Annotated in this window: 26 protein-coding genes; 13 read left to right on the forward strand and 13 right to left on the reverse strand. The window is 59.4% G+C overall.

Annotated features, from left to right (window positions below; genetic code table 11):
* Window positions 1-20: 20 nt before the first annotated feature.
* From sctI to V476_RS17680, 9 genes are all read left to right on the forward strand, one after another.
* The gene (gene sctI, locus V476_RS17640; RefSeq protein WP_003314135.1) at window positions 21-395 is read left to right on the forward strand and encodes a type III secretion system inner rod subunit SctI; all 375 of its coding nucleotides are present in this window, start codon (window positions 21-23) and stop codon (window positions 393-395) included.
* A gap of 8 nt (window positions 396-403) precedes the next feature.
* Window positions 404-1,210, forward strand: a complete 807-nt coding sequence (sctJ, locus tag V476_RS17645; RefSeq protein WP_003314136.1) for a type III secretion system inner membrane ring lipoprotein SctJ — start codon at window positions 404-406, stop codon at window positions 1,208-1,210.
* Entirely contained in the window at window positions 1,210-1,737 is a 528-nt protein-coding gene (locus V476_RS17650; protein WP_024959573.1) for a hypothetical protein, read from the forward strand. The genes sctJ and V476_RS17650 overlap by 1 nt, the downstream gene beginning before the upstream one ends.
* Before the next feature lie 33 nt (window positions 1,738-1,770).
* The gene (sctL, locus tag V476_RS17655; protein WP_024959574.1) at window positions 1,771-2,352 is read left to right on the forward strand and encodes a type III secretion system stator protein SctL; all 582 of its coding nucleotides are present in this window, start codon (window positions 1,771-1,773) and stop codon (window positions 2,350-2,352) included.
* 83 nt (window positions 2,353-2,435) lie between these two features.
* The gene (locus tag V476_RS17660) at window positions 2,436-2,660 is read left to right on the forward strand and encodes a type III secretion protein (RefSeq protein WP_003314139.1); all 225 of its coding nucleotides are present in this window, start codon (window positions 2,436-2,438) and stop codon (window positions 2,658-2,660) included.
* Window positions 2,638-3,078 carry a type III secretion system protein HrpG gene (locus V476_RS17665; RefSeq protein WP_017277760.1) on the forward strand — a complete coding sequence of 147 codons (441 nt, stop codon included), beginning with the start codon at window positions 2,638-2,640 and terminating at the stop codon, window positions 3,076-3,078. Before V476_RS17660 ends, V476_RS17665 begins: the two co-directional genes overlap by 23 nt.
* A gap of 1 nt (window position 3,079) precedes the next feature.
* Window positions 3,080-5,185: a type III secretion system outer membrane ring subunit SctC gene (gene sctC, locus V476_RS17670; protein WP_017277759.1), complete on the forward strand. Its 2,106-nt coding sequence runs from the start codon at window positions 3,080-3,082 to the stop codon at window positions 5,183-5,185.
* Entirely contained in the window at window positions 5,182-5,385 is a 204-nt protein-coding gene (gene hrpT, locus V476_RS17675) for an HrpT family type III secretion system protein (protein WP_024959575.1), read from the forward strand. Before sctC ends, hrpT begins: the two co-directional genes overlap by 4 nt.
* A gap of 2 nt (window positions 5,386-5,387) precedes the next feature.
* On the forward strand, window positions 5,388-5,735 hold the full coding sequence (locus V476_RS17680) for a hypothetical protein (protein WP_003314145.1): 348 nt from the start codon (window positions 5,388-5,390) through the stop codon (window positions 5,733-5,735).
* Window positions 5,736-5,823: 88 nt separating this feature from the next.
* On the opposite strand, the gene V476_RS27430 is transcribed toward V476_RS17680, so the two are convergent.
* The 13 genes from V476_RS27430 to sctW form a co-directional block, all read right to left on the reverse strand.
* Window positions 5,824-6,264, reverse strand: coding sequence for a thiol-disulfide oxidoreductase DCC family protein (locus tag V476_RS27430; protein WP_003339815.1), 441 nt, complete (start codon window positions 6,262-6,264; stop codon window positions 5,824-5,826).
* A 171-nt stretch (window positions 6,265-6,435) separates the two neighbouring features.
* Complete coding sequence (gene sctU, locus V476_RS17685; protein WP_024959576.1) at window positions 6,436-7,515, reverse strand: type III secretion system export apparatus subunit SctU; 1,080 nt, start codon at window positions 7,513-7,515, stop codon at window positions 6,436-6,438.
* A complete protein-coding gene (sctT, locus tag V476_RS17690; protein WP_003339813.1) occupies window positions 7,512-8,306 on the reverse strand; it encodes a type III secretion system export apparatus subunit SctT in 795 nt (264 codons plus the stop codon). Before sctT ends, sctU begins: the two co-directional genes overlap by 4 nt.
* Window positions 8,307-8,573: a type III secretion system export apparatus subunit SctS gene (gene sctS / locus V476_RS17695; protein WP_003339811.1), complete on the reverse strand. Its 267-nt coding sequence runs from the start codon at window positions 8,571-8,573 to the stop codon at window positions 8,307-8,309. It abuts the gene before it with no gap.
* A gap of 7 nt (window positions 8,574-8,580) precedes the next feature.
* On the reverse strand, window positions 8,581-9,234 hold the full coding sequence (gene sctR / locus V476_RS17700; RefSeq protein ID WP_003409078.1) for a type III secretion system export apparatus subunit SctR: 654 nt from the start codon (window positions 9,232-9,234) through the stop codon (window positions 8,581-8,583).
* Complete coding sequence (locus V476_RS17705) at window positions 9,231-9,632, reverse strand: FliM/FliN family flagellar motor switch protein (protein WP_024959577.1); 402 nt, start codon at window positions 9,630-9,632, stop codon at window positions 9,231-9,233. Before V476_RS17705 ends, sctR begins: the two co-directional genes overlap by 4 nt.
* Complete coding sequence (locus V476_RS17710; protein WP_024959578.1) at window positions 9,622-10,338, reverse strand: hypothetical protein; 717 nt, start codon at window positions 10,336-10,338, stop codon at window positions 9,622-9,624. The genes V476_RS17705 and V476_RS17710 overlap by 11 nt, the downstream gene beginning before the upstream one ends.
* A complete protein-coding gene (gene hrpP / locus V476_RS17715) occupies window positions 10,335-10,907 on the reverse strand; it encodes a type III secretion system protein HrpP (protein WP_024959579.1) in 573 nt (190 codons plus the stop codon). The genes V476_RS17710 and hrpP overlap by 4 nt, the downstream gene beginning before the upstream one ends.
* A 6-nt stretch (window positions 10,908-10,913) precedes the next feature.
* Window positions 10,914-11,360: a hypothetical protein gene (locus tag V476_RS17720; protein ID WP_003339800.1), complete on the reverse strand. Its 447-nt coding sequence runs from the start codon at window positions 11,358-11,360 to the stop codon at window positions 10,914-10,916.
* A gap of 2 nt (window positions 11,361-11,362) precedes the next feature.
* Window positions 11,363-12,712: a type III secretion system ATPase HrcN gene (gene hrcN / locus V476_RS17725; protein WP_004418817.1), complete on the reverse strand. Its 1,350-nt coding sequence runs from the start codon at window positions 12,710-12,712 to the stop codon at window positions 11,363-11,365.
* A complete protein-coding gene (gene sctD, locus V476_RS17730; RefSeq protein ID WP_024959580.1) occupies window positions 12,709-13,683 on the reverse strand; it encodes a type III secretion system inner membrane ring subunit SctD in 975 nt (324 codons plus the stop codon). Before sctD ends, hrcN begins: the two co-directional genes overlap by 4 nt.
* Before the next feature lie 33 nt (window positions 13,684-13,716).
* Complete coding sequence (gene sctV, locus V476_RS17735; RefSeq protein WP_024959581.1) at window positions 13,717-15,804, reverse strand: type III secretion system export apparatus subunit SctV; 2,088 nt, start codon at window positions 15,802-15,804, stop codon at window positions 13,717-13,719.
* Window positions 15,804-16,910 (reverse strand): type III secretion system gatekeeper subunit SctW, encoded by a 1,107-nt coding sequence (sctW, locus tag V476_RS17740; RefSeq protein ID WP_024959582.1) that lies wholly within the window; start codon window positions 16,908-16,910, stop codon window positions 15,804-15,806. Before sctW ends, sctV begins: the two co-directional genes overlap by 1 nt.
* A gap of 241 nt (window positions 16,911-17,151) precedes the next feature.
* Between sctW and hrpL the strand changes: the two genes are divergently transcribed.
* The 4 genes from hrpL to V476_RS17760 all read left to right on the forward strand — a co-directional run bounded on the left by hrpL (window position 17,152) and on the right by V476_RS17760 (window position 21,775).
* A complete protein-coding gene (gene hrpL, locus V476_RS17745; protein WP_003314155.1) occupies window positions 17,152-17,706 on the forward strand; it encodes an RNA polymerase sigma factor HrpL in 555 nt (184 codons plus the stop codon).
* A gap of 73 nt (window positions 17,707-17,779) precedes the next feature.
* Window positions 17,780-20,086, forward strand: coding sequence for a type III effector HrpK domain-containing protein (locus V476_RS17750; RefSeq protein ID WP_024959583.1), 2,307 nt, complete (start codon window positions 17,780-17,782; stop codon window positions 20,084-20,086).
* Between the two features lie 146 nt (window positions 20,087-20,232).
* Complete coding sequence (locus V476_RS17755) at window positions 20,233-20,613, forward strand: type III secretion system chaperone (RefSeq protein ID WP_016567373.1); 381 nt, start codon at window positions 20,233-20,235, stop codon at window positions 20,611-20,613.
* 13 nt (window positions 20,614-20,626) lie between these two features.
* The gene (locus V476_RS17760; RefSeq protein ID WP_024959585.1) at window positions 20,627-21,775 is read left to right on the forward strand and encodes a T3SS effector HopA1 family protein; all 1,149 of its coding nucleotides are present in this window, start codon (window positions 20,627-20,629) and stop codon (window positions 21,773-21,775) included.
* Window positions 21,776-22,167 lie beyond the last annotated feature (392 nt).

Consider the following 22,167-nt stretch of genomic DNA (forward strand, 5'->3'; position numbering starts at 1 on the left):
CCGCCTGACGGAGAACTCACGTGACCATTTCCCACCTTGGTAATGTTAAAAGCATCTCGCCGGAACTCGGGCAGGATGTGCCACAGGGGCTCGTTTCAGAACCGGCCCAGGCGGATGTCGACATCTTCACCGCTGCCACGCAGCCGGACGGCGTTTCGAGCGGAGCGCCGCTTTCCGAACATATCGCCAGCGCAATTTCCGGCGGTCTGGGCGAAACCGAAAAAATGTCTCAGCAAGCGATGCGATCGATGAAAAAAGCTTCCGGCACGGGAGACGCGCTGGATATCGCGGCGATGACCAGGACCCTGTCGCAATGTTCGTTGCAGACTGCGCTCACGACCAAGGTGGTGAGCAAGACTGCGCAGGCGCTCGACAAGCTGACTAACTTGCAGTAGAGGTTTCCGTGAAATTTCTGAGCGCAGGGCTGCTGCTGATTTGCATGGTGTTGCTCGGCGGCTGCAGTGATGAAACCGATCTGTTCACCGGCTTGTCCGAGCAGGACTCCAACGAGGTCGTTGCCCGTCTTGCCGATCAGCATATCGACGCGCGCAAACGCCTGGAAAAAACCGGCGTTGTCGTCACCGTCGCGACCAGCGATATGAACCGCGCCGTCAGGGTGCTCAACGCTGCCGGCCTGCCACGGCAGTCTCGCGCCAGTCTGGGGGATATCTTCAAGAAAGAAGGGGTCATTTCGACCCCGCTCGAAGAGCGCGCCCGCTACATCTATGCCCTGTCTCAGGAACTCGAAGCGACGCTTTCGCAGATAGACGGCGTCATCGTGGCCAGGGTGCACGTGGTACTTCCGGAACGCATCGCACCGGGCGAACCAGTGCAACCTGCTTCTGCTGCGGTGTTCATCAAACACTCCGCAGCGCTTGACCCGGACAGCGTGCGTGGGCGCATTCAACAGATGGTCGCCAGCAGTATCCCCGGCATGTCGACGCAATCGGCAGAGTCGAAAAAGTTTTCCATTGTGTTCGTACCGGCTACCGAGTTTCAGGAAACCACACAGTGGGTCAGTTTCGGACCGTTCAAGCTGGACAGCGCCAATCTGCCGTTCTGGAACCTGATGCTTTGGCTGGTGCCGGTTGGCCTGGCGGTGTTGCTGCTGATCATCGCGCTGCTGTTGCGCAGTGACTGGCGCGCCTCGGTGCTTCGGCGGATCGGCTTTGCCGGCCGTAGCCGCTCGACCGTACCGGCGCGCGCGTGATGGACCTGACCGCCGAGGACTATTGGACTCAGTGGTGGTGCAATCCCTGGCCATGGGCGCATGCGGGCTGGCAAAGCCGGTTCGCCGAGCGCTGCGGACTGACCGTCAGCGACTGTGAAGCCCTGATGGTCAGCCGTCACAGCGTGTTCCTGCAGAGTGTCGGCATCACGCCAAGTCAACCGCCGATGCCTGCAGCGCCGGTGTTGACCTGGCTGGCACTGACGACCGTGCAGCGTGATCAGGCGCTGGATCTGGCGCAACGCATCTGTTTTTCCCGTAACGAAAGCGACGGACATGACGGACAGTGGTGCTGGTCCCTGACCAAGGCGTTGCGCCCCGGTGTCTGGCTGGATCTTGAACATGAAGATGCGCGCTTGCTGTTGGGTGCCTGGCTCGGGCCTGAGTATTGGCCGCGATTGCGTCTGGCCTGGGCGCCCGATGAGGTCGCCGACAGCCCTTGCTCGGCCCCCGAAAATAAACTTCAGACGCTGTGGCAGGCTGTTCTATGGCGTGTCACTGCGGCCTGAATATCCGCTTTCCTCTGCACCAGGAATTTCCCCATGCTTGCCAAACGCAGTATTACCTTGACTGCCGACGCGGTGCTGCCCGAGCCGGTATTGCGCCGTGAAGACATCGCCAACAGTCTGCTGGCTCGCGATATTCTGACGGACGCGCAACGTCAGGCGGAGCAGTTGCTGGTACTTGAGCAGGCTAGAGCCGATCGTCGGCATCAGGAGGCGCTTGCGCAGTTCTGGGAGCGCGCCAATGCCTTTCTGGACGAGCTGCACGTCCAGCGCGAAGCCTTGCAGCAGCAGGCCATGACTGCTGTCGAGGAGCTGTTGACTGAGGGATTGCGCCAGTTGCTCGACGAAACGACCCTTGCCGAGCGCGCTCGGGCACTGGTCAGGAACCTGGCAGCCAGTCAGCTCAACGAAGCAGTGGCCACGCTCAGCGTTCATCCGGAGATGGCCGAGCCAGTCGCCGAATGGTTGGCAGAGAGTCGTTTTGCCGAGCACTGGGAGCTCAAACGTGATGCGACGCTGACCACTGAAAGCCTGCGCCTGAGCGACGCCAACGGCGCGTTCGAAATCGATTGGGCAACGCTGCGCAACGGGTTGGCAGGCACTGAGCCAGCTGCCTGAAACAGACTCTTGCGGCGAAAATGGAACCGCTCCACCTGTTTGCTCCACTCAAGGTTTGAACCTTTCTGCTGGAGCATCCGGACATGATAAATTTCAAATCCCTGCAAAATAACCTCGATTCCACGCTCACTCGCGCGTTGTCCGACGTGGATGACGTGCTGGACGGGGGCAATGGGCATTTCACCGCCGACGACATCGATGCCTTCAGTGAGGCGAGCCAGCAGGCTGCGGTCAGCTCCAACATCGCTGATCAATGCCAGCAGGCTGGTTATAAAATGACCAAAAATGTCATCGATGGATTTCAGTGAGTTCGAGGAGGTCGTCGGCCTGTGGCGTGATCAGCGTCCGGCGAGCCCGCTCGACTGCTGGGTCGACGACGCCAACGCACGGCTGGAAATGGTGGGTGGCGGAGTCCGTTGCAGCATCGAGTTACTCGACCCCTATGACGCCAACGACCCTCAGCGTATCGAAGCATTGCTCAGTCATGGCGGTGCCAGCCTGGCGTGTGCCTGTGACGGCGCGTTCGCCATCGATCCGCAAACGCGCTGCATGGTGCTGGTCAGCTGGATGCCTGGCCCCTGCAGCCTTGCCGATCTGCTGAACCGTCTGGAAAGCCTGGCCAATCAGCGCGCGGCCTTGCTCAGCCTGATGCACACCACTCTGGTCAATTCTGTGCCCGCCTTAGCCGGGCGCACGACCCTCAATCACCGGCAACCGGGAGTTTGAAATGCGCAAGGCCTTGATGTGGTTGCCTTTATTGTTGATCGGGCTGTCCCCCGCCACGTGGGCGGTGACCCCCGAAGCCTGGAAACATACGGCTTACGCCTACGATGCCCGGCAGACCGAGCTGGCGACAGCGCTGGCCGACTTCGCCAAAGAATTCGGCATGGCGCTGGATATGCCGCCCATTCCGGGGGTCCTCGATGACCGGATACGCGCTCAGAGTCCGGAAGAGTTTCTCGACCGTCTGGGCCAGGAATATCACTTCCAGTGGTTTGTGTATAACGACACGCTGTACGTCAGCCCCTCTAGCGAGCACACCTCGGCACGCATCGAAGTGTCATCCGACGCGGTAGATGACCTGCAGACTGCTTTGACCGATGTGGGGCTGCTGGACAAGCGCTTTGGTTGGGGTGTACTGCCGAACGAAGGCGTGGTTCTGGTTCGCGGCCCTGCAAAATATGTGGAACTGGTGCGCGATTACAGCAAGAAAGTCGAAGCACCTGAAAAGGGCGACAAGCAGGACATCATCGTATTTCCGCTCAAATACGCCAGTGCCGCGGACCGCACCATTCGCTATCGCGATCAACAACTGGTGGTCGCCGGTGTCGCCAGCATTCTCCAGGATTTGCTGGATACCCGTTCTCATGGCGGGTCCATCAATGGTATGGATCTGCTGGGGCGAGGCGGTCGCGGTAACGGTCTGGCGGGCGGTGGCGCCCCGGACGCTCCGAGTCTGCCGATGAGCTCCAGCGGCCTCGATACCAATGCGTTGGAGCAGGGCCTCGATCAGGTGCTGCACTATGGCGGCGGCGGCAGCAAAAGCGGTGGAAAAAGCCGCTCTGGCGGTCGGGCCAACATCCGCGTAACGGCCGATGTCCGTAACAATGCTGTGCTGATCTATGACTTGCCCTCACGCAAGGCCATGTACGAAAAGCTCATCAAAGAGCTGGATGTTTCGCGCAACCTGATCGAAATCGACGCCGTGATTCTCGACATCGATCGCAACGAGCTGGCAGAACTGTCCAGCCGCTGGAACTTCAATGCCGGGAGTGTCAACGGGGGTGCCAACATGTTCGACGCGGGCACCAGCTCCACTCTGTTCATTCAGAACGCCGGCAAGTTCGCTGCCGAACTGCATGCGCTGGAAGGTAACGGCTCAGCCTCGGTGATCGGCAATCCATCGATTCTTACCCTTGAAAACCAGCCGGCCGTGATTGACTTCAGTCGCACCGAATACCTCACTGCGACGTCGGAACGTGTGGCCAATATCGAGCCCATCACCGCTGGCACCAGTCTGCAGGTGACTCCGCGCTCGCTGGATCACGATGGCAAGCCTCAGGTGCAACTGATCGTCGATATCGAGGATGGTCAGATCGACATCTCCGACATCAATGACACGCAGCCAAGTGTGCGCAAAGGCAATGTCAGTACCCAGGCCGTCATAGCCGAACACGGTTCACTGGTCATCGGCGGTTTCCATGGCCTTGAAGCCAACGACAAGATCCACAAGGTTCCGTTGCTGGGCGATATCCCCTACGTCGGCAAGCTGCTGTTCCAGTCCCGCAGCCGTGAATTGAGCCAGCGCGAGCGCCTGTTCATTCTGACGCCAAGACTGATTGGCGACCAGGTCAACCCGGCTCGCTATGTGCAGAACGGCAACCCTCACGATGTCGATGACCAGATGAAAAGGATCAAGGAACGGCGTGACGGCGGTGAGCTGCCTACCCGCGGCGACATTCAGAAAGTCTTCACGCAGATGGTCGATGGCGCTGCGCCAGAGGGTATGCATGACGGCGAAACACTGCCCTTTGAAACCGACAGCCTGTGTGACCCGGGCCAGGGCCTGACCCTCGATGGCCAGCGCTCGCAATGGTATGCACGCAAGGACTGGGGTGTGGCTGTTGTGGTAGCGCGTAACAATACCGACAAACCGGTACGCATCGACGAGAGTCGCTGCGGTGGTCGCTGGGTCATCGGCGTCGCCGCCTGGCCCCACGCATGGCTGCAACCGGGCGAGGAGAGCGAAGTGTATATCGCGGTACGTCAGCCACAGATATCAAAAATGGCCAAAGAGAGTCGGCCATCACTGCTCCGGGGGGCAAAGCCATGAAGATCAGCAGCGTTGCAGTCGTGTTGGTGGTGTTCGCTACCCTGATCGGGTGCGCCACCCACGGTTGTTCGGGAACTGCCTGCAAACGCCCGGACTCCACCAGCCGTGAACTGGTCATCTGGTGGCCTCCGGACATGCGTGACGGTCTTGATGATCAAGACCACGAGCGCGATTACACCGTCGTGAAGTTAAGGGACTAGACATGATCGAGGTCGAGGAGAAAACAGCGTTCTACTACAACGTTGCGGCGCAGAGTCCCGCGGTGTGGCCGGTGGCAAACGGAGTCTCTTTTGTCAGCCGGCGCGAGCATCATGACTGGGGCATTGCGCTGCACATCGAGGGGCGAGCGCTGCGTCCCGAACAACTTAGAGAGGCGCTGCAACTGAGGTTCTCAGAAGCCGAACGATTCAATGACTACTTTCTGTTCCTGGATATGCGGCGTGATTTCGTCGTGTGGCACGCGGTGAGCGACGCCCCCCATGCCGTCACCAACCTCGATGATATCCGGCGAAACGAATTGATACTGGCAGGCCTGGATCATCTGGTTTAGGAGATAACACCCGCATGAAAAAAAGACCGCCCCAGTGCAGATGGGTCGGTCTTTTTTTGCGCAGATGCAATCTACAAGCGTCAGGCAGTCACTGGTCGTGCGGAGCTCGGTCGGTTTTCGACACTGCACAGCGGTCACCCCGGCAGCGAGCACTGCCATCCGGATGGGGCAACCAGGCCAAATGCGGACGCCAGCGACAAAAAAGACGATAGCCAATATCAAGTAGCGGCCTGGTCAAGCGCCATGACAACGGTGCAGCCCAGACACCCAGCCCTGCTGCTCGCCAGCTCCAGAGCGTAGCGTCCAGGCCTGTGACCCATGTCCCATCGTCAAATCGGGCGTGCAATGATGATTCCATCTGCGCAAGCGTGAACCCCACAGATCCGGCATCAAACGCTTCACCACTGATATCGACAAAACGAAGGCGATCGGGTTTGGCGCGCGCACGCAAGATCTTGATTTCGCGCGCGCAGAGTGGGCATTCACCGTCAAAATAGAGGGTCAGGGGCCAATGGGTTATCTTGTGCATCGATGCTGTGTCCCGTACCGGTTGTGCACAAGGTAGTCCCAAACATCCAGGCCGACAATGGGCAATGCGGCCCGGTGTGACTCTGTCGGTTATTCATGCGGGTTTCGACGTTCACCAGATGACGTCGGTTCAGGTGACTTGGCCGGAAGTACGCCTGTGGCTAAACAGCCATCACAGCTCGACTTCGACCTGAATCACTTCATCGGTGACTTCGTCCAGTTGCCGAACCACTTTGTAGATGTGGCCGACAGCCTGCAGTGTGGGGCGGGGGATATATTTGCCCACCTTGGAGCGGTATAGCGTCCGGGTCAGCCAGATGCTCTGCACCACCGGGATGCCGGCTTTTTTGGCGCGGGCAATCAATGCCAGGGCTTCCTCGTCTTCACCTTTGCAATGAATCAGCGGCAGAGGCGTTTCGCCTGGTCGGTAATACAGGGCCACCGCATAGTGGGTCGGGTTGACCAGCAGCATGTCGGCGTCTTCCACCGGCTTGGGCGCAGCGCTGGGCTCCTGATTGAGGATCTCCTGGGCCAGTTGCCGACGATGGCCTTTGACGTGCGGGTCGCCTTCCGATTGCTTGTACTCTTTCTTGATGTCTTCGTGGCTCATGCGCAGTTTTTTCGCATGGAAGTATTTCTGCATGGCGAAGTCGATCATGGCGATCGCCAGCAGCAGCCCCAATATCACTCGCAAAATATGCCTGAACAGCTCGACCAGGGCATGCCAGTAGGTCGTCAGATCGCTGTTGGCCAGCAACACCAGGGTGCCCAGCACAGGTTTGACTTGCACATACAGCGTCGCGCCGATGGCAATGGCCTTGAGAACACTGAGCAGCAGGTTGAGCAGGTTTTGCCCGGAAAACATCTGTTTGGCGTGGGAGAACGGGTTGATCTTGTTGGGATCGATTTTCAGCGCCTTGGGCGCGAACAGAAAGCCGATCTGCATCCAGCTGCTGATCAGGCGCATCAGCATCGCTATACCGACGCTGCACAAGGTAAAGCTGAGCAGTACGGTGAATCCTTCGCTGGCGATCAGCTCGACCGACGCGGCAAAGCTGCGGTCGATGCCTTTAAAGGACAGCGACAACAGTGCCTCCAGTCGGTTGACGCTTTCATCAGCCAGGGCCAGGGTGATTTCACTGACGGCCATCAACACCAGCAGTTTGCCCAGGTCCTGACTCTGCCCGACCTGACCCTTTTCCCGCGCGTCGCGCAGTTGCTTGGGCGTGGCCTTTTCGGTTTTTTCGCTCACGGCACTTGCACCAGAAGCGTCAGCAGCGACTTCAGATCAACCAGCTTCAACAATTGACCTGTGCCCAGTTCCAGCAGCGTCGGCAGATAGATCAGCAGAAAAGCGAGGCCGGCCATACTTTTGGCTGGCATGGCGAGGATCGAAACGTTCAGCTGTTGCGCATACAGGCCGATGATCGCGAACGCTGCTTCGATCAACAGCAGCAGCGCGATGAAGGGCGCGGCGTACAGCAGCATGTGCTGCATCGTCTGGTTCAACTGCTCCAGAAAGACATCCAGGCCGCCAGCGTTCATGCCCGGCATCCAGGCCGTCGGAGGCCAGACGCTGTAGCTGTCCCAGATGATCTGAGTCATCAGCGAAAGCCCCCCGGTGAGGATTACCAGCATGATCAGGGTTTCTTGAAACAGTTCGCCCAGTGGCGTGGCGTCAGGGCCCAGCGCCGGGTTCAACTGGCCGCCGCTGAGCGCACCGCGCTGGCTATCGAGCAGCGCGCCCACCGAGGCGAACATCCAGAATGGCGCATACAGCAACAGCCCCAGTAGCGTGCCGAGTACCGCTTCCTTGATCAGCAGGCCGCCGATTGCGAACCAGTTGTCGTCGAGGGACTCCAGAGCCTTGCTGATGGCCGGTGCCGGGATCATCGCCATCACCGCCACGACGGCATAACGCAACGGGCCTTTCAGATATTTGAAGCAAAAGGCTGGCACCAGCAGCATGCAGGGCATCAGCCGTGCCATTGCCAGTCCCATGCCCAGCATGAATTGAAAGGCGCTGTGCGCGTCGAAGGGCATTTAGTGACTGACCCCGGAGCGTGCAATCAGGTCGAAGGCCATATTGATGAACTGGATCAGCTCGACGCCGATCCAGCGGCCGGTCATGGCCAGGGTCAGTCCAACGGCCCCCAGTTTGATGCCGAAGGGCAATGTCTGATCCTGAATCTGCATGAGTGCCTGCAGCAGCGAGGTGACCACACCCACGAGCACCGCAACGGCCAGCGGCGGGGCGGTCAGGATGACGACCAGAAACATGCCTTGCTTGAACAACGCCAACGCTTCCATGACCGCCTCACATGTAGGAATAGAACAGGCTGTCGAGCAGACGCGACCAGCCCGATACGAGCACGAACAGCAGCAGTTTGAGCGGCAGCGACAGTGTCATCGGCGAGACCATCTGCATGCCCAGTGCCAGCAACAGGTTGGAGACAATCAGGTCAATGACGATGAAAGGGATATAGATCAGAAAACCGATCTCGAAACCGGCCTGCAGCTCCGACAGAACAAAGGCCGGGATCGCCAGCAGAAGATCGTTTTTGTTGGCCTGATCGGCCATTTCCTTGGGCCACATGCGCTGGGTATTTTCCAGCAGATGGGCTACGACATCCGGGTCGGTGTTGCGTGTCATGAAGCGTTGCAGCGGCTCGATGACCACTTTGAGGCTGCTCTGCAGTTTGTCGGCGTTGCTCAGTTCCAGCGGGTGTTCATGCACCCGCTGCTGTATGTCGTGCGCCACCGGGGCCATGACAAACATCGTCGCGGCCAGGGCGATGCCATACAACGCCATGTTCGGCGGCACTTGCTGAACGCCGATCGCGTTGCGGGTGATCAGCAGCGTCATGGCGATCTTCAGAAAGGCGGTGCAGACGATCAACAGGAACGGGATCAGCGACAGCGAGCCGAGAAACAGCGCCAGCATGATCGGGTTGACGCCCTCCATGATCATGAGCGCGCCACCAGCCGGGTAATCTGCAAACCGAGGCGGCCTTCGACGTCGACCAGCTCGCCTTCGGCAACCACCTGCTCGCCATGGCACAGCGTGGCGTGGCCTGGCGCGATGCCGCTGACTTCGAGAATGGTTCCGGCGTCCAGTCGGCGCAGTTCGGCAAGGGTCAGTCTGAGCTCGCCGCAGCGCAAGGTCAGGGCCAGCTCCAGTGAGTCGAGCATCGGCGACTCGTTGTGTTCTCCCGACGCCTCTTCATGCTCCGCTTCGCTGTCCGCATAGCCGAATGCGTGCTCGGCGTGCTCGTCGTCACGCAGTTGCTGATCAGCCTGTTCAGGCACCGGTTCTTCATAGTCGTCGAGCATCTCGACGTCGTCCTGATACAGATCTTCAGTACTCATGGTGACTGTGCTCCTCATGACCGAGCTGCAGAAAAAGATGCTGGGCCTGTTGGTCGGTGCGGGCCGCCCATTGACGTCCAGCGAGTGTCACGGACCCTTGTCCGGCGCTGTCGAACCGGCAGCGGGCGGGTAGCACCACGTCACCGGGGCGTAGCGAGGCGATTTGTTCCCGAGTCAGTGACAGTTCGCCGACGATCAGTGGTGTCGCCACCGACCAGGATTCGTCCACGTTACGATTCAAGACTTGCCAGTCAGCCGAACCCAGAAGCCTGAGCAGGGTGGCGGGTGCGGCGTGCAGGTGGGCATCGAGTCGTTCGCTGCCCAGTCGCACGAGAATCCTGCAGCCGATGGCTGGCTCGGTCGGGGCGTCTGAAAACGGCGCAACAGGCGCCAGCAGATCGGCGATCACCGGGCTCAGGCGCTGGTTGAATAACTGCCAGTACCAGGCCTGGTACTCGCCGCCGAGCGTTAAGGGCACTTCGCCCAGCAGGCTGAGCAACGCTTCGGCATCGCTTAGCAACAAGGGGCCGACCGCCGTATTCAACCAGACACCGTCTGCCGGTATCCGCGCGTCTTCGTGCTGCGGCAGCAGGCTCAGTTCGGCGTGCCAACCGCGGGCGCTGAAGCCCAGGCGTCGTCCGGCGCCGAGTGCGCGTGTGGCTTGGGCCAGCAGAGCGTCGACCTTGCGCAGACGCAGGGCGCTCATGCTGTGAAGTCTTCATGCATGTCCAGCTCGACGTCCTGACCAAGCGCCTGTGCCAGCGATTCCCGGCATGCGCCGACCTGGCCCTGCAAGCGCTTGAGAACGTCACGTCGGCCAAACCCCAGTTGAATGCTCCAACGGTTTTCGGATTTGCTGGCGTTGACCCGCACGCTGCCCAGATTGGGCATGAGCAGGCTGAACGCCAGCGGACCGTCCGGCTGATCGGGCAAACGCTGCGCCAGCTCGTCGATCAGCTGAGTCGGTACGTTTTCGGACTGTGCAGAGAAGGCCACACCGCTGCCTCCGAAGCCCTGCTGATCCGGCTCTTCGCCTACCAGCGGTATCAGCAGTTGCGAGAAGAACATGCCGTCGGCGCTCATCGGGCTGTCGGCCACTGAACGGTTCAGCGCGAAACGAACCTTCTGCACATCGCCCCGTGGTGCTCCGGTAAAGGCTGGTGGCTGGTCATCGGACCTGGCGGGCTGACGCAGCGAAGGCAGGGGGCGCGAGGTGGCTGGCGGGGCGCTCGGCGCGGGTGGCGCTTTGGCAGGGGTTTTGATCGGTGCGGTCATCGTCACTTAACCTTCTTCGTTGAGCGTCTCCTCCATGCAGGCGAGTTTCTCGACCGCGCGCTGAGACGCCTTGGCTTGCAGCCGTTTCTGTTCAAGCAACGCCTGTTGTTCAGCTACTCGCATTTGCTGTTGCTGCACGTCCTGGCGGATGTAAGCCAGGCGGTCGAGCATGGTTCTTTCCTTTTCGTGCCAGCCGTCGACATCAGTCAGGCTGAGCGTCTTTTGCAAATGCGCATGGGACAGACTCTCGCGGCGGCGCTTATGGTTGTCGCGTTCCTGATTCAGCGACGCCCTTGTCTCTGCTAAGTGGTCGAGCATCGATTTCAGTTCCAACTGCGCCTGGCGATGGGCACGCTCGGCACTGGCCTGACGGTGTTGGCGCAGTGGCGTGAGCAGACCGATCACCTGCTGCAGAGCGACCTGTTGCGGGTCGTCTTCCAGTGGTTCGTCCATGGCTACTCCGGCAGTTGAGAGGTGAGTTGCAGCAGCCTGTCGAGGGTTTCCTGCAAGGGCACGGGTTCACGCAGGTCCTGGCGCAGGAACGCGTTTATGGCCTCGTTCAGTTGCACGGCACAGTCGGTGACCGGGTCGGCCCCGGCCTGGTATTCACCCAGGCGCAGGAGCATTTCCACTTGTTTATAGGCAGCCAGTAACTGGCGCAGGCGATTGTTCGCCCGTTGATGTTCGCGACCGGTGACGTTGCTCAGAATCCGGCTGATGCTGGCCGACACATCGATCGCCGGGTAGTGCCCGCGCTCGGCCAGTTTGCGCGACAGTACGATGTGCCCGTCGAGCAGCGAGCGCACTTCGTCGGCGACCGGATCGTTCATCGAGTCCTGTTCGATCAGCACCGTGTAAAGCGCGGTGATCGAACCGTTCTCGCTCATCCCGGCGCGTTCCACCAGGCGTGGCAGCAGGGTGTACACCGAGGGTGGCAGACCGCCGCGCCCCAGCGGCTCGCCCGAAGCAATGCCGATTTCCCGTTGCGCGCGGGCGAAGCGGGTCAGCGAGTCGAGCAGCAACAGCACTTTCTGGCCTCGGGCGCGAAAGGCTTCGGCGATGGCGGTCGCGGTGAACGCAGCGCGGGCGCGCTCCATGCTGGAACGATCGGATGTTGCACAGACCAGCACCGAGCGGCGGCGCAGGGTTTCGTCCAGTTCGTGGTCGAGAAACTCGCGCAGTTCGCGGCCCCGTTCGCCAATCAGGCCGAAAACGATGACGTCACAATCCATGTTGCGCGCCAGTTCGGCCATCAGCGTGGTCTTGCCGCAGCCTGCTCCGGCGAACAGCCCGACACGCTGGCCCTCGCCGAGCAGAATCGCGCTGTCGATGGCGCGTATCCCGGTGGGTAACGCCCGGGTGATACGCGGTCGCTGGGTCGGCGGCAGGGCGTCGGCGATCACCGGCAGCGTCGTGCGGCGGTCCTCGGGGCCGGCGAAAGCGCCGAGGCAATCGCCCATCAGCGGGCGCCCGAAACCGTCCAGTACACAGCCGAGCAGGCTGTCATCGACGCCGATCCGGTGTGCCACGCCCAGCGGGCGGATCGGCGCGCCGACCTGAATACCGTCGGGTGGGCCCAAGGCACTGAGCAGCGTGCATTCCTGGGTGAAGCCGACGATTTCGGCCAGCAGCAACGAGCCGTCGGCTTTGCTCACTTCACACAGATCGCCGACCTTGGCCGATGGAATCTTGCACTCCAGCAGAATTCCGCGCACGGCGCTGACGCGGCCAATGACGCGCACCGCGCAGTACTGGCTCAAACGCTTGGCGTGCGCGTCTTTCCACAGGTTCAGTGCTGCATTCACCAGTTCACCTCGATATGGCGATTACCGTCGAATTGCAGGCGCTGATTATCGATTCGGGTGAGGCGCAGGCCATCCACTTCGTCACCTACGTAAACCCGTCGACCGTCGGCAGTCACCAGATGCGCATGCGGCCCGGTCATGATCTGAACCACCACAAAGGGCAGGGTGTTGCGATTGCTGCCCACGTTGTCCAGAACGGTTACCGGCGAGTCGTACAGGGTCTTGAAGCGCTGAAGCATGCGCTGGTAGACCAGCAGCGATTCTTCTTTCAGATCGCCGTTTAGGACCAGCCCGTCGGGCGTCTCTTCTACGCTGACATCAGTCAGCAGGCGGTCGCTGAGCATGGTGCTCAACTGGTGGCGGACGTCATCCGCGCTGCTCAGACGTATGCGTTTGTCGGTCACAGGGTTTGCAGCCCTGGCTGGCGCCTTGGGTATATCGGGCGAGGCCTCTGTCGTGGCGGCCGTCAGGTGTGCCGGGCTCTGATCCATCGCAATAGCGGGCGGGCGGGTCAGGCTCCAGGCGCTGCCGATGACGCCCACCAGCAGCCCGGCGATGATGCCCGTGGTGCGGTTGAGAAACTGCGAGCGGGACTTGACCTTCTCCAGCGGCACGTCGTTGCGTGCCGGCCCGGATTCGGCCTCAGGCTGTTTGGGAATCACGGCGGGCACGGAGGGCCATTCATCGCCCGCAGACGAAACGCACAGCCACACCGAACCCAGCATGAAGGCGTTGTTGAGCGTCAGGTCGATGCTCGGCCGGGCGTTGCCCTGTTCGTCGCAGACCGCGCCTTGTTCAGCGTTCAGTGTCCAGTTGTCGTCGACACGTTGCAGGCGGCAATGCAGGCTTTCCACGCCCGCATCGTCCAGCGCCAGATCGTGTTGTCCGGCAGAGCCAATCGACCATTGCTCACCGATCAGCGGTAATGCCGCGCCTTGGTGCTGGCCGTTCAGTACGCGTAATTCAAACATCTGAAAGTCTCCGTGCGTTCAGGCCTTGCAGGCTCAAGCAGCATGCTCGTTGTCCAGCGGCTCGAGATCGTCTTCAAGGTCGAATCGACCCATGACCTTGACCTTGGCCGCATTGCTGATTTCCGCGAAAGATAGTACGGGTACATGGTAGAACTCCTCCCTCAACAAGGTACGCAGAGGGCTGCGCAGATCCTGTGCCACCAGCAGAACCGCCTGTTCGGGAGCTCGTACCGGGAAGGCAATGTGCAGCTGTTGCACGAGCATCTGGCTGATCTCGTTGCTCAGCGCGAAGAATGTTTCGGTTTGCGTCTGGCGCAGGCCATCCCGCAACAACCCCTCGCTTTCCGGCGTCAGCAGCCACACTTGCAGGCCTTCGGCACCGCAGTACTGGTGGTAGATCTGCGACTTGAGCGCAATGCGTACGTAGTCGGTCAGCACATTGGTATCGCGTTCATGCTGACAGTGCTCGATCAGGGTTTCGGCAATGACCCGGATCGCCCTCAGCGGCACACGCTCCGAGGCCAGGCGTTGCAGGACGGCCGAGAAGCGCGTAAGGGTGAGGACCCGTTGCATTTCCTGAGCGAGTTCCGGTTGCTCGGACTCTAGCCAGCTGAGGATAGCTTTGGTTTCCTGCAAGCCGATGAACTGCGGCGCGCAGGACTGCAATGTGCGCTCCATGCGTTCGATGATCAGGGTCGTGGAGCTGACCGGGTTCAAGTCGCCAGACTGCTCGGCCGGCAGCCAGATCCATTGATCTTCCTGGCGGTCGGTGTTGCCCGGGATGGCCGCCGGAAGGTTTTCGCCTTCCAGCTGACGCGCTTCCACGGCGACATGGCTCTGCGTGAAGGTGGCCTTGAGCATCGGTACGTCATAGACGGTGAAGCGAAACTCATCCGGGGCAATGTCATCGACATGCTCGATGATGAACGAAGGCAGGGTCAGGCCGTACTGCACCACCAGACGGTTGCGGCGCTTGCGTATTTCGCTGACCAGCGCTTCGATCTGCGCGCTGTCCTGGCCGGGGTGGAATTGCAGCACAAACTGCCGGCTGGGGGAAAAGGTACGCAGGTCTTCCTTGCCGTTCATTTCTGGCGCCACAGCGGCTGTACGTTGCTCATCGGCCTTGGGTTTTGCCCGTTGCAACTGCAGCAGTCCACCGGCACCGCAGATGATCGCGATGGTGACGAAAACACCGGTCGGCATTCCCGGCAGGGCAGCGAAGCCGAGCATGGCCACCGAGGCGATGATCCAGGCCTTGGGCTGACTGGTGATCTGCTCGGCGATCTCGCGGCCGATATTGGCTTCCGCCCCTGCCTCGGTGTTGGGCACGCGAGTGATGATCATGCCGCTGGTGACGGAGATCAGCAGCGCAGGAATCTGGGCGATCAGGCCGTCACCGATGGTCAGCACGGTATACAGCTGCAAGGCGTCGCCCGCTGCCATGTTGTGCTGCAGCACGCCGATGGATATGCCGCCGATCATGTTGATGGCCACAATGATTAGGCTGGCGATCGCATCGCCGTTGACGAACTTCATGGCGCCGTCCATCGCACCGAACAACTGGCTTTCTTTGTTCAGTTCGGCGCGTCGTTTACGGGCCTCGTGGACGGTGATCAGGTTGGCGCGCAGGTCACTGTCGATGGACATCTGCTTGCCGGGCATCGCGTCCAGGGTAAAACGCGCGCCGACTTCGGCGACCCGTTCCGAGCCTTTGGTGATCACCAGAAAGTTGACCACCGTCAGGATCAGGAAGATCACCAGACCCACCGCCAGGTTGCCGCCCACCACGAACTGCCCGAACGCCTCGACGATGTGCCCGGCGTCCTGGTTGAGCAGAATCAGCCGCGTCGTAGACACCGACAGGGCCAGGCGAAACATCGTGGTCAGCAGCAGCACGGCAGGGAAGGTCGAGAACGCCAGTGGCCTGGGCAGGTGCATCGCCAGCATGATCAGCAGGCAGGAAATACAGATGTTCACGGCGATCAGCACGTCGATCAAGCCGGTGGGCAGCGGCGTGATCATCATGAACACGATGGCGATCACAAAAAACGCACCGACCAGTTCCGAGCGGCGCATGGCCGACAGCGCGACCATGTTCAGAAAGTTGATGACCCGGTTCATCAGGCAAGCCCCTCGTATAATTGCTTCTGTTCCTTATGCGTGAGCTCGGCCATCAGCGTGAGTAGATTATTCAGCGCGGCCTGACGGCTTTTCAGGTCCCGCCAGAGCAGGATCGGCAACTGCATCAGCATCGGCCGCAGGCCATTGAGAAACGCCAACTGGTGTTCGAGCCTGTTGCCCCCGATGTGCTGGGTCAGTTGCAAGGTCTGATTCACATTCATGCCATTGGCCGTCAGGGTCAGCATGTGTTTGAGGAAGGCCGGTGGGTCCACCGTCAGTTTGGGATTCTTTTTACGCATGCGCCCCAGCAGGTGTTCGCAGCCGCGCAACAGCGTAGTGACATGGCGCGCGGTGGTCAGGCCATGCATCAGCGTGCGCAGTTGTTCATGAGAAGCCGACGGGGTAATCGCCGAAAGATCGTCGGCGATGGCGATGCGCATGTCGCGCAGGTTCAGGTCGAACTCGCCGGGTTCCTGTTGCTCGCCAATCAAGGCTTCGATCAAGCCCGTGACGTTGGGTTGTCCGGAAACCGCTACGCCATACAGATTGCGCAAGGCCGTGCGGCGCTTGTTATCGATGTTCTGGCGCCCGAAGGCTCTTGCGGTATTGATACCGGCGCGTGCGCGCGGGCCGAATTGGCGGCGCAGATGTTTGAGCGTCTGGGTCAGCGCTGCATATTCTGCTTCAGCCCCATCGTCTTCTGCCTGTTTGCGCGCTGCCTGCAACACCACGTGAGCCTTGGCAGCGTCGCCGTCAGCGAATTCCAGAACCTGTTCCAGATCGGCGTCGTTGTCCTGCAGCAGTTTTTTGCGCAGCAGTCTGGCGGCGTTATCCAGCCCGGTGTCGCTGGTGCTCATCAGCAACTGATAAAGCTCGCCCAGCTTGACGGCCCGCGACTGCAACGCGTTCCTGCTCGCGATCAGTTCTCGCTCACGCAATATCCGGCTGTGCTGCACCAGAGCCGCAGCGAAGCGCGAAACCTGCAGTGACGAGGTGCCTTTTTCATCAGGCAACCCGCTGCCGGGAATCGCTCGCGCAGCCGGTGTGATGGCGCGGATTGGCGCTACCGGACGAATGGGCAATGTAGGCGGGGCGACAATTTTCATAGGACGATTCTGGGCCTGGTGTGACCGCTGAGTGGGTCGTTGGCCCGGTTCGGTTCCCTGGTGCCGAAGGCTCATGCGTTTGTGCCAAAAGCTGCAGAGCTAAAAATCATGTTGCGCAAAAAAATGTATTACAAAGAATTTCACATTTTAAAATAGTTATATAAATCATGTGGTTATGATTATTTTTGGACTGGCATGGTTATCGCTATAGGACTTGCACTCCATCAATTGAGGCAAGCCCATGCTCCCGAATCTTGTGATCCTTGATGCAACCGAACCACGCCAACCATCGTCGTCCGCCGGTATCCGGCAATTGACGGCCGATCAGGTCCAGATGCTCAGAGCGTTCATCCAGAAGCGGGTGAAGAACGCTGATGATGTGGATGACATCCTGCAATGCGTGTTTCTCGAGGCGTTACGCAATGAGCACAAGTTTCAGCACGCCAGCAAACCGCAAACCTGGTTGTGTGGCATTGCGCTGAATCTGATCCGTAATCACTTTCGCAAAATGTATCGTCAGCCCTATCAGGAAAGCTGGGAAGACGAGGTCCATACGGACCTGGAGTCGAACGGCGATATCACCCATCAGGTAGACGGGCACCGACAGCTGGCACGCGTCATAGAGGCCATCGACTGCCTGCCGACAAACATGCAGAAGGTTCTGGAAGTTTCTCTGGAAATGGATGGCAATTATCAGGAAACCGCCAACATGCTCGGTGTTCCTATCGGCACCGTCCGCTCCCGACTGTCCCGGGCACGGGTGCAGCTCAAGCAACAGATAGACCCGTTCGCCTGAGTGAACATCTGTCTGGAACCAACTTGCGCGCAAAACCACACAGTTGCCATCCCTCACCACTTGGATGGCAACCATGCGTATATCCAGTTCTCCCAGTCCTGCCCTCGGCAGCATCGTGAATCAACCCACCTCTGGCGAACTGGCTGCTGAGACGCCATTGGCCAAAGCTTCGCTTACGCAGGGCAGCGCAGGTGGTGGTCAGGCTTTTGTGCAGTTCGGCCAGGCCAACGACAGCCCCTCTTCCTTTTCGGGAACCGAGCAAAGCGGTTCATCGCTGATGAGTCTGCTGACTCGCAGCAGCAGCAGTGAAAGCACCTCCAGCGTCGATCAGGACGGTGATCAGGTGTCCCCGATGACATCGGTCTCGGCCACAGCTAGCTCGGCATCCACGGCGGCCTCCAGCCCGGCGAATGCCCCAAGCGCTACCGATGCAGCGTTTCTCGATAACTCCGAATATTCTTCGCCCGAGGCGCTCAAGCGCTGGGAGCCGATGGTTGCCAACCTGCCGCCCGAAGAGCGCGAGCAGGCGGCCAAAGAACTCAACCGGCCCATCGCCGCAGCGTGGATGGCCAGAGAGGATGGTCCCAATGCCGAAAAGGCGATGGCGTTCATCAATGCCAACCCTGCGTTGAAGACGGCGGTGGACGTCGGCAAGGATGGTGGTAATGCGGATGGCAAAATCACCAACAAAGACCTCAAGGCGTTCGCCAAAAACATGGAGAAGGCGGCCGACAATGCCGACAAGGATGTGGCCAAGTACATGGAAGATAACCCCGGCGTTGATCCTCAATCCCTTGAAATGGTGCGCAGCGCAGCGGTGATGCGCGCCAATATGCCGTTGGCGACGGCAGCCGACCCTCATCATGCCGTCGGGGCGGCGGACAAAACCGATGTCGATGGTAATGTCAGCGCCGAGGGGCTGAAAGCGCTGATTAAAAGTAACCCCGGGTTGTCAGGTACGTTCAAACAGTCCTGCAACATGTGGTCGCAGGCGGGCTTCCTCAGCCAGGTGGATGAAGCCGGTCTGACCGGGCGCAAGAAGGCTGCGCATAGCCCCGACCAGGTGTTCGATGCGTCCAATATGAGCGAGTGGATCAGGAAGAGCGCCCCCAAAAATGGTGGCCAGTTCGCCAGCATGCTCAGCGATGCCGCGACGTTGAATTCGGTAGCCGGTATCGATATCAGCAAACTCAACGCTCAGGTTTTCGAGAAGCCCGAGGCTTACACCGGCGCGCAGAAAGCCGCTGTGATGATCAAGTTGCAGCAGACCCAGCAAAGCGTGATAGCCGGGCGGGATTTGCGCAATACCGAGAAGACCGAGGCGGCCCTTAACGACCGAATTGCCCGGTTGCAAGAGGATCCAGACGTTCAGGAGTACCTCAACAAAAGCATTCCCGAGCAGGAGCGCAGCCTGGTTCGCAGCGATTCGGCGCTGCAGAAGGCCGTGACTGAGCAGGCTCAAAACGTCAACAGCGGAAAGGCCTTGCAAGCCGACATGGCAACCGCAGACAAGGCCGTCGACAAACACAACCCCAACCCCGATTACAGCGGCGCCATCACCGGCCTGTCGGCTCAACTGCAACTGCAAAAAGACCTGTTTCCCGATACCCAGGTGCCCACTGCCCAGCAAGTATTCAACAACCAGTCTGATGAACTGCAAACGAAGATCGCCGACTCCTACGTCCGCAATTTCAGCGAGGGGGGCGCTCTGAAACAACTGCTTGGCCAGAAAAAGTCTGACGCCGGCGAGTCTTTGCAAACCGCAGATAACCAGAAAGCGGCGTATGAAAGCGTGCTCCCCGCTGATTTCGTTAATGATGAGCGTGAGAGCTACACGGCCAGCACCTTGTCCGAACTGCAGAACTCCAAAAAAGGCCGCAAGTTGCTGGAGGGCAAGACCGATGAAGAGGGCGGCCCCTCGCTGGCCGAGCAGCTCGCCGAGCAAGGTGTCGGAGGCAAGGCATTCAACTCGGTCATGGGCTTTGCGTCAGTGTCTGACAGGCTCGCCAGCGGTGACAAGCTGGGCGCTGCTCAGGGCATCATCGACAGCTCCAGGTTGGGCGCGGAGGCAATCAAGGGCGGCATAGACACCGGCGCGAAAATGATGGGCCGCGAGGCGTCCGCGGGTCTTGGTCGTCTGGGCGGCCAGATGATCGGCCGTGCCGTCGGTCTGGTTGCCGGTGAAGCCACAGGGCTTGCCGCAGGCGCAGCGCTGGGTGCTGCAATCCCGGTCATCGGCTGGGCCATCGACGGCGCCATGGCGTTGGGTTTTGGTATTTCGGCGATTATCGACGCAGTCAAAAAGCACAAGGCGCAGAAGGCGTTTGATCGTAACGTTGACCCGGTGCTGGATCAGTTCGGGATTGACAAGGCGCATTGATGCAATGGAGCAGGGCGGCGACCTTATCTTCCGTCCTGTTCCGAGCATGCGTTGTTTTGCAGACTTCGATGATTAATATCCCGCCTGGGGAAGTGATTTATCGACCTCGTTCATTCGTACAGTGTTCAGGACACCGAGGTGTACTCATGACTGACCGATTATACAAAACTGTTCTTGCCGACTTATCAACGTCTTTGACGATGCAACCTTTGATGTTCGACGACACAGGCGCTTGCGACGTGGTGGTCGATGAAGAGATTGCGCTGAAAGTGGTCGTGGACCCCGTATTCCAGCGTCTGTTGCTGATCGGACTGATGGACATTTCCCCCGATCTTCCCTTGCAGCGTTTGTTGAGTGGCGCACTTAACCCTCTGTTCAATGATGGACCCGGGTTGGGATGGCATGCAGGCAGCGAGCTGTATATCGGCTTTAAGGCAATTCCCAGAGAAAATGTGAGTGTGGTGACGCTCAAGCAGGCGATCGCTGAACTTGTAGAGTGGATAAAAACGTGGCGCGACGCGCATTGAAAGAGGATGAGTCATGAACCCGATACAAACGCGTTTCTCTAACGTCGAAGCACTTAGACATTCAGAGGTGGATGTACAGGAGCTCAAAGCACACGGTCAAATAGAAGTGGGTGGCAAATGCTACGACATTCGCGCGGCTGCCAATAACGACCTGACTGTCCAGCGTTCTGACAAACAGATGGCGATGAGCAAGTTTTTCAAAAAAGCAGGGTTAAGTGGGAGTTCCGGCAGTCAGTCCGATCAAATTGCGCAGGTACTGAATGACAAGCGCGGCTCTTCCGTTCCCCGTCTTACACGCCAGGGGCAGACCCATCTGGGCCGTATGCAATTCAACATCGAAGAGGGGCAAGGCAGTTCGGCCGCCACGTCCGTACAGAACAGCAGGCTGCCCAATGGCCGCTTGGTAAACAGCAGTATTTTGCAATGGGCCGAAAAGGCGAAAGCCAATGGCAGCACAAGTTCCAGTGCTCTTTATCAGATCTACGCAAAAGAACTCCCGCGTGTAGAACTGCTGCCACGCACTGAGCACCGGGCGTGTCTGGCGCATATGTATAAGCTGAACGGTAAGGACGGTATCAGTATTTGGCCGCAGTTTCTGGATGGCGTACGCGGGTTGCAGCTAAAACATGACACAAAAGTGTTCATGATGAACAACCCCAAAGCAGCGGACGAGTTCTACAAGATCGAACGTTCGGGCACGCAATTTCCGGATGAGGCTGTCAAGGCGCGCCTGACGATAAATGTCAAACCTCAATTCCAGAAGGCCATGGTCGACGCAGCGGTCAGGTTGACCGCTGAGCGTCACGATATCATTACTGCCAAAGTGGCAGGTCCTGCAAAGATTGGCACGATTACAGATGCAGCGGTTTTCTATGTAAGCGGAGATTTTTCCGCTGCGCAGACACTTGCAAAAGAGCTTCAGGCACTGCTCCCTGACGATGCGTTTATCAATCATACGCCAGCTGGAATGCAATCCATAGGCAAGGGGCTGTGTTACGCCGAGCGTACACCGCAGGACAGGACAAGCCACGGAATGTCGCGCGCCAGCATAATCGAGTCGGCACTGGCAGACACCAGCAGGTCGTCACTGGAGAAGAAGCTGCGCAATGCTTTCAAGAGCGCCGGATACAATCCCGACAACCCTGCGTTCAGGTTGGAATGAGTATGAATTGCTGAACATCCCAAAGGCGCGGGGCCAGGAAGACGGACCTGAGGGGCCATTCTCCGGCGTATTCTTCCCTTGCTCGAACACAGGCTTGCCGTGAATCTGTTTCATGGTTCCAGGCAGCCTATCATGGGAGAGAACGGCGTTTTTAGAGATTGAGCCAGGCAGATTTTTTTCAGGAGATGCATGCGGTAAACGACAACAAGACACTTTCCACCAGACGAAAAAAAGACCTTGAATTTCAAGGTCTTTTTTTAAGGTGGTGCCCGAGGGAGAATCGAACACCGCTATTGCAGCGCTTGGTTTACAAGGGGTTTGCCGTATTTCATTCGCTTTATACTCCCGTTCCTACTCACACATGTCGATGTGCTTTTGACATAAGCTCATGG

Source organism: Pseudomonas syringae KCTC 12500, from assembly GCF_000507185.2.
Taxonomy (GTDB): Bacteria; Pseudomonadota; Gammaproteobacteria; order Pseudomonadales; family Pseudomonadaceae; genus Aquipseudomonas; species Aquipseudomonas syringae.